Origin of the sequence: Streptomyces sp. NPDC059398 (assembly GCF_042751845.1) — a bacterium.
GTDB lineage: Bacteria > Actinomycetota > Actinomycetes > Streptomycetales > Streptomycetaceae > Streptomyces.
Genome location: NZ_JBHYWP010000007.1, coordinates 107,329 through 113,007, shown reverse-complemented (window position 1 = coordinate 113,007; position 5,679 = coordinate 107,329). Strand labels below are relative to the sequence as shown.

Here is a 5,679-nt window from a genome sequence, read left to right as displayed (position 1 = left end):
CGCGGCCTGACGACCCCCGCCTACTCCGCGCCGCCGAGGCGGGCGGCGTGCCTGCCCCGCGCACGCGCCGCGGCCCCCGGCGCCACCCCCGGCAACGACACCTGGACGGTCGCGGGCTGAGGACGCCTCAGCTTCCGACCGGGCGTCAGCAGGCGCCGCCCGGGGCCCGGTCCCGTTCCCTCAGGGCCGGGCCCTGTCGTATGTCTCGCGTGCCGTGAACACCTCATCGATCCGCTGCTCGGTCCAGCGGGCGAGCCCCCACACCTGCTCGGCGGCCTCCCTGCCGAGCGGCGTGAGCGAGTAGTCCACCCGCGGCGGGATGACGGGCTTGGCGTCGCGGTCCACGAAACCGTCCCGCTCCAGCGTCTGCAGCGTCTGGGCGAGCATCTTCTCGCTGACCCCGCCCACGTGGCGGCGCAGCTCGCTGAAGCGGTACGAACGCTCCAGGAGCGCGGCCAGTACGAGCACACCCCAGCGGCTGGTGACATGTTCCAGGATCAGCCGCGAGGGGCACATCGCTTGGTTGACGTCGGGCCACCGGCCCGCCACCCGTTCACTTACGTCCATGCCAGTACCTTACCTCAAAGTGGGTACTTTCCTTTGGTTAGTACCCCTCGTAGGGTGAGTGCGAGAGCGCGGAGATCCGGGCTCAAGAGCGCGGGGATCCGAACCGCGGCGCAGCAATTCCGAACCAGGGAGCATCACCACATGAGCATCGTCGTCACCGGAGCCACCGGGGCACTCGGCCGCCTCGTCATCGATGAGCTGCTCACCAGGGTCCCCGCGGACCAGGTCGCCGCCGTCGTCCGCAGCAAGGAGAAGGCCGCCGGTCTGGCGGCGCGCGGGGTCGAGCTGCGCATCGCCGACTACAACGACCCGGCGAGCCTCACCGGGGCGTTCCGCTCCGGTGAGCGGGTGCTCCTCATCTCCGGGAGCGAGGTCGGCCGGCGCGTGCCACAGCACACCGCGGTCATCGAGGCGGCGAAGGCCGCGGGCGTCGCCCAGCTCGCGTACACGGGCATCCTGGGCGGCCCGGATGCCGACTTCGAGCTGGCCGCCGAGCACAAGGTGACCGAGCAGCTGATCCTGGACTCCGGGCTTCCGTACACCTTCCTGCGCAACGGCTGGTACAACGAGAACTACACCGGGAACCTTGCGCCGGTCCTGGAGCACGGCGCGGTCGTCGCCAACGCGGGGGACGGCCGGATCGCGTCGGCGGCCCGCGCGGACTACGCGGCGGCCGCGGCCGCCGTGCTCGTGTCGGACGGTCACCTGGGCCGGGCCTACGAGCTGAGCGGTGACGTCGCCTGGTCCCTCTCCGAGTACGCGGCCGAGGTCGCGAAGGCCACCGGCAAGGAGATCACCTACCGGAACGTCCCGGCCGCCGCCCACCAGGAGGTCCTGGTCGGTGCGGGTCTGCCGGAGGCGTTCGCGGCGATCCTCGTGGACGTGGACGAGGCCATCGAGCGCGGCCGGCTGGCCGCCACGAGCGGCGATCTGGCCCGGCTGACGGGGCGCCCCACCACCCCGATCGCGGACTCGATCGCGGCGGCGCTCGCGTAAGCGGAGCGGCGCTCGCGTAAGCGGGGCGCGAACCCACGCGGACCCGCGCCGCGACCGTACGGCCGTATGCCTGTCATGACCGTATGACGACACGGGCATGACAGGCGGGTCCTCCTCCCGTACCTTCGACTCCGTATGTGTCACGCCTTCGGCAGGTGTCACGCCCTGGGCATGTGCCACGCCTCCGGCGGCGGCTGCCGGGCGATCTCAGGGGAGGGTCCGTGAAGGGCAGCAGCGAGCAGCGTGCGGGGTTCCTGAACGGTGCGGCGGCGTATGTGCTGTGGGGGCTCGTCCCGATGTTCTGGCCCCTGCTCAAGCCGTCCGGCGCCATGGAGATCCTGGCCCACCGCATGGTGTGGTCCCTGGGCGTCGTGCTGATCGCGCTGCTCGTGACACGGCGCTGGGCGTGGATCGGCGAACTGGTCCGTACACCGCGCAGGCTGGGCCTCGTGGTCGTCGCCGCGGCGGTCATCAGCGTCAACTGGGGCGGCTACATCTGGGCCGTGAACAACGGTCAGGTCGTCGAGGCGTCGCTCGGCTACTTCATCAACCCGCTGGTCACCATCGCGATGGGCGTCCTGATCCTGGGCGAACGGCTGCGCCCCGCGCAGTGGGCGGCCGTCGCCACCGGGGCGGTTGCGGTCCTCGTCCTGGCCATCGGATACGGCAAGCCGCCCTGGATCTCGCTGATGCTGGCCTTCTCCTTCGCGACGTACGGGCTGGCCAAGAAAAAGGTGAACCTCGGCGGTCTGGAGTCGCTCACGGCCGAGACGGCGGTGCAGTTCCTGCCCGCGCTGGCCTATCTGGTGTTCCTCACGGCCCGGGGCGAGGCCACGTTCGGCTCCCCCGCCCACGGGGCGCTCCTCGCGTCCACGGGTCTGGTCACCGCGATCCCGTTGATCCTCTTCGGCGCCGCGGCCATCCGCGTACCGCTCTCGACCCTGGGCCTGCTCCAGTATCTGGCGCCGGTCTTCCAGTTCGGCCTCGGCATCCTGTACTTCCATGAGGCGATGCCGCCGGAGCGCTGGGCGGGCTTCGCGCTGGTGTGGCTGGCGCTGACGCTGCTGACCTGGGATGCCCTGCGGAACGCGCACCGGACACGGGCGCGGGCGGCCCGGCTCGCGGCCGAGCTGCTGGCAGCGGACGGCCCCGCCGCGCCGCCGGAGCGGCTGGACCCGACCGGCCTCAGCCGCCCAGGGACTTCAGGACCTGGGCGATCAGCCGGGTGATCTCCTCCGCGTTGTGCGGCGGTCTGCGCAGGCTGTGCCGGTAGTAGAGCGGGCCGTAGAGCAGTTCCACAGCGAGGTTGACGTCCGCGTCCCCGGGGAGCACGCCCTGCTCCTGGGCGCTGCGCAGCCGGGCCGTGGCCCCCTTGACCCGTGGGTCGATGAACTGTTCCTGCACGGTCCTGGCGAGTTCTTCGTCGTACTGGATCTCGGTGAGGATCCCGGCGTACGCGGGGCCGAGCGGCGGATGTGCCAGGAGCCGCACCACGCCGGTCATCTGGGAGTGGAGATCGGCGGCGAGGTCGCCGGTATCCGGGAAGGGACGGGTCCGGATGACCGCGTCGTCCAGCGCTTCGAGCACCAGGGCGCCCTTCGACGGCCACCAGCGGTAGATCGTCTTCTTGCTCACTCCGGCGCGGGCGGCGATGGACTCGATCGTGACGCGGGCGTACCCCCGCTCGATACAGAGCGCGAGGGCGGCCGCGAGAATCGCCTGCTGCGATTTCTCGCTCCGGCGCGCGGGATTGGGCGTGAGGTTCACCGCATAAGTCTATTCACCCGTCGCGACCGGGGACGATACGTAGCGTCTTGACAGCAGAAGGTGCGCGTTCCAGAATATCGGCGGGGAAACGGTACGTGTCGTGTCGAGCCGCGTCGGGGGACGGTTCTCGGTACGGCACGTGCCCTCCCTTTTCCCCGCTCCGCCGGGGCTTTCCCGGTCAGGCCGCGATGTCCTTCGTGGTGAACCGCGCCCAGGCCGCCGAGCCGAACACCACGGCGTAAAGGCCCTGCATACCGAGGTTCTTGACGATCTCGTCCCAGTAGACCGGTGCCCGCAGCAGATCCGCGAAGGACAGCCAGTAGTGCGGGAACAGATACGGCTGGAGTGCGTGCAGCTGGGGAATCCCGTCCAGGATCTGCACCGTGATCACCAGACCGACCGTCGTCGCCATCGCCGCGATTCCGCTGCTGGTGAGGGTCGAGACGAACAGCCCGATGGCCGCGACGCCGACGAGCGAGGCGGCGACCACGGCCGAGATCAGCGCGGCCCGGCCGAGCCCGTCGGTGAACGGGATCCGGGTGCCCGAGATCGTCGTGACATCGCCGAGCGGGAAGAGCAGCGCCCCCACCACGAGCGCGGAGACCGCCACGACCAGGGTCGCGGCCAGGCAGAAGGCCACGGCGCAGACGAACTTGGCGAGCAGCAGCCTGGTCCGGCCGGCCGGGGCGACCAGCAGATAGCGGAGCGTCCCGGCACTGGCCTCGCCCGCCACGGAATCCCCCGCGATGACACCGACGGCCATCGGGAGGAAGACCGGCAGGGTCGCGGCGAGTGCCGCGAAGACGAGGAAGAGGCCGTTGTTGGTGATGTCCGAGAGGAAGGCGGGACCGTTGCCGCTGGGATCGCCGGCCGTCGAACCCCGGTCGGACTCCAGCTTGACGGCGATACCGATGAGGACCGGGACCGCGGCCAGCACGGCGAGCAGGGCGAGGGTGCGCCAGCGGCGGAAGGTGGTGGTCAGCTCGGAGCGGAGGAGGGCGAGCTGCCGACGGGGGCGCAGCAGCGCACGCACCGCCCCGGGGGCGGGGGCCTGGTCCGCACCGGCCTGGCGCACGCGGCCCTCGGGCATGCGGCCCTCAGGCGCGGTGCTCTCAGGCACGCGGCCCTCGGTCTGCTTCTGGCGGGGTGCCTCAGCCTGCGACATCGAAACCCTCTCCGGTGAGTGCGACGAAGGCGTCCTCAAGGGAGGCCCGTTCGACGCCGAAGGACCTGACCCGTACGCCTTCCCGTACCAGGGCCGCGTTCAGGTCCGCCACGTCGGTGTCCGCGGGCGGGATGTCCCCCGTCACCCGGTCGCCGGCCACCTCCACATCGGAGATGCCCCGCTCCTTGAGTACCCGGGCGGCCACCGCGGGGTCGGGTGTGCCCACGGCGAGACGGCCGCGGGTCGCGAGTTCGGCGACCGGGCCCTGGGCGAGCAGCGTGCCCCGGGCCATCACAGCCGCGTGGGTGCAGACCTGCTCGATCTCGTCCAGGAGGTGGGAGGAGAGGAAGACCGTGGTGCCGTCCTGCGCCAACTCCCTGACCAGGGTCCGGATCTCCCGCATACCCTGCGGGTCGAGCCCGTTCGTCGGCTCGTCCAGGACGAGCAGTCCGCGCGGCTGGAGCAGTGCGGAGGCGAGACCGAGGCGCTGCTTCATACCGAGTGAGTACGCCTTGGCCTTCTTGGCCGCCGCGTGGGCGAGCCCGACCCGTTCGATGGCGGCATCGACACGGGCGCGCCGGGTACGGGGGTCGGCCCGCGGGTCGGCGGAGTCGTAGCGCAGCAGGTTGTCGCGGCCGGAGAGGAACCCGTACAGCGCGGGGCCCTCGATGAGCGCGCCGACGTCCGGCAGCACACTGTGGGCGGCGCGCGGCATCGGCCGGCCCAGCAGGGTGGCGGTGCCGGAGGTCGGGGCGATGAGGCCGAGGAGCATCCGGATGGTGGTGGTCTTGCCGGAGCCGTTGGGCCCGAGGAAGCCGAAGACGCTGCCGCGCGGGACGGCGAGGTCCAGGCGGTTCACCGCGAGTTGGCCGCCGCGGAAGCGTTTGGTCAGGGCATGGGTTTCGATGACGGCTTCTGGCATGGCGACGGTCCCGTCGTTCGGCGCGGGGGCGCACGGTGCGGTCCGGGCGGCGCGGTGTTCGGCGCACGGTGCGATCCAGGCTAACGGGACGCACCCGGACCGGAGCGCCGCGCCCCGGAGCGGGCGGCCAGCCCCCCGGTCGCACGGAGCAGAGAACACCCGGCGGGGGGGGGGGCCCCCGGGCGCGGTTTCCGGAACCCCGGGCGTGACGGGCTGCACGACCGCTGGGGGGTACAATGGACGGCTCGGCGCTCATGGGCCG

The 5,679-nt window shown here is 71.7% G+C and carries 6 protein-coding genes; 2 read left to right on the top strand and 4 right to left on the bottom strand.

Translation table 11 applies throughout. The features are described from left to right. Nucleotides 1–180: 180 nt before the first annotated feature. Nucleotides 181–567 (bottom strand): winged helix-turn-helix transcriptional regulator, encoded by a 387-nt coding sequence (locus tag ACFXBC_RS04965; protein WP_385018763.1) that lies wholly within the window; start codon nt 565–567, stop codon nt 181–183. Between the two features lie 141 nt (nt 568–708). On the opposite strand from ACFXBC_RS04965, the gene ACFXBC_RS04960 reads away from it, so the two are divergent. Both ACFXBC_RS04960 and rarD read left to right on the top strand, forming a co-directional pair. After that, the gene (locus tag ACFXBC_RS04960) at nt 709–1,563 is read left to right on the top strand and encodes an SDR family oxidoreductase (protein ID WP_385018761.1); all 855 of its coding nucleotides are present in this window, start codon (nt 709–711) and stop codon (nt 1,561–1,563) included. Between the two features lie 221 nt (nt 1,564–1,784). Further along, complete coding sequence (gene rarD / locus ACFXBC_RS04955; protein WP_385018759.1) at nt 1,785–2,792, top strand: EamA family transporter RarD; 1,008 nt, start codon at nt 1,785–1,787, stop codon at nt 2,790–2,792. Here the strand turns inward: rarD and ACFXBC_RS04950 are convergent. The 3 genes from ACFXBC_RS04950 to ACFXBC_RS04940 all read right to left on the bottom strand — a co-directional run bounded on the left by ACFXBC_RS04950 (nt 2,749) and on the right by ACFXBC_RS04940 (nt 5,417). Continuing rightward, the gene (locus tag ACFXBC_RS04950; protein WP_385018757.1) at nt 2,749–3,330 is read right to left on the bottom strand and encodes a TetR/AcrR family transcriptional regulator; all 582 of its coding nucleotides are present in this window, start codon (nt 3,328–3,330) and stop codon (nt 2,749–2,751) included. The two genes, rarD and ACFXBC_RS04950, sit on opposite strands and share 44 nt — an antisense overlap. A 178-nt stretch (nt 3,331–3,508) precedes the next feature. Next, the gene (locus tag ACFXBC_RS04945) at nt 3,509–4,420 is read right to left on the bottom strand and encodes an ABC transporter permease (RefSeq protein WP_385018755.1); all 912 of its coding nucleotides are present in this window, start codon (nt 4,418–4,420) and stop codon (nt 3,509–3,511) included. Between the two features lie 61 nt (nt 4,421–4,481). Continuing rightward, nucleotides 4,482–5,417, bottom strand: a complete 936-nt coding sequence (locus tag ACFXBC_RS04940) for an ATP-binding cassette domain-containing protein (protein ID WP_385018753.1) — start codon at nt 5,415–5,417, stop codon at nt 4,482–4,484. Nucleotides 5,418–5,679: the final 262 nt, after the last annotated feature.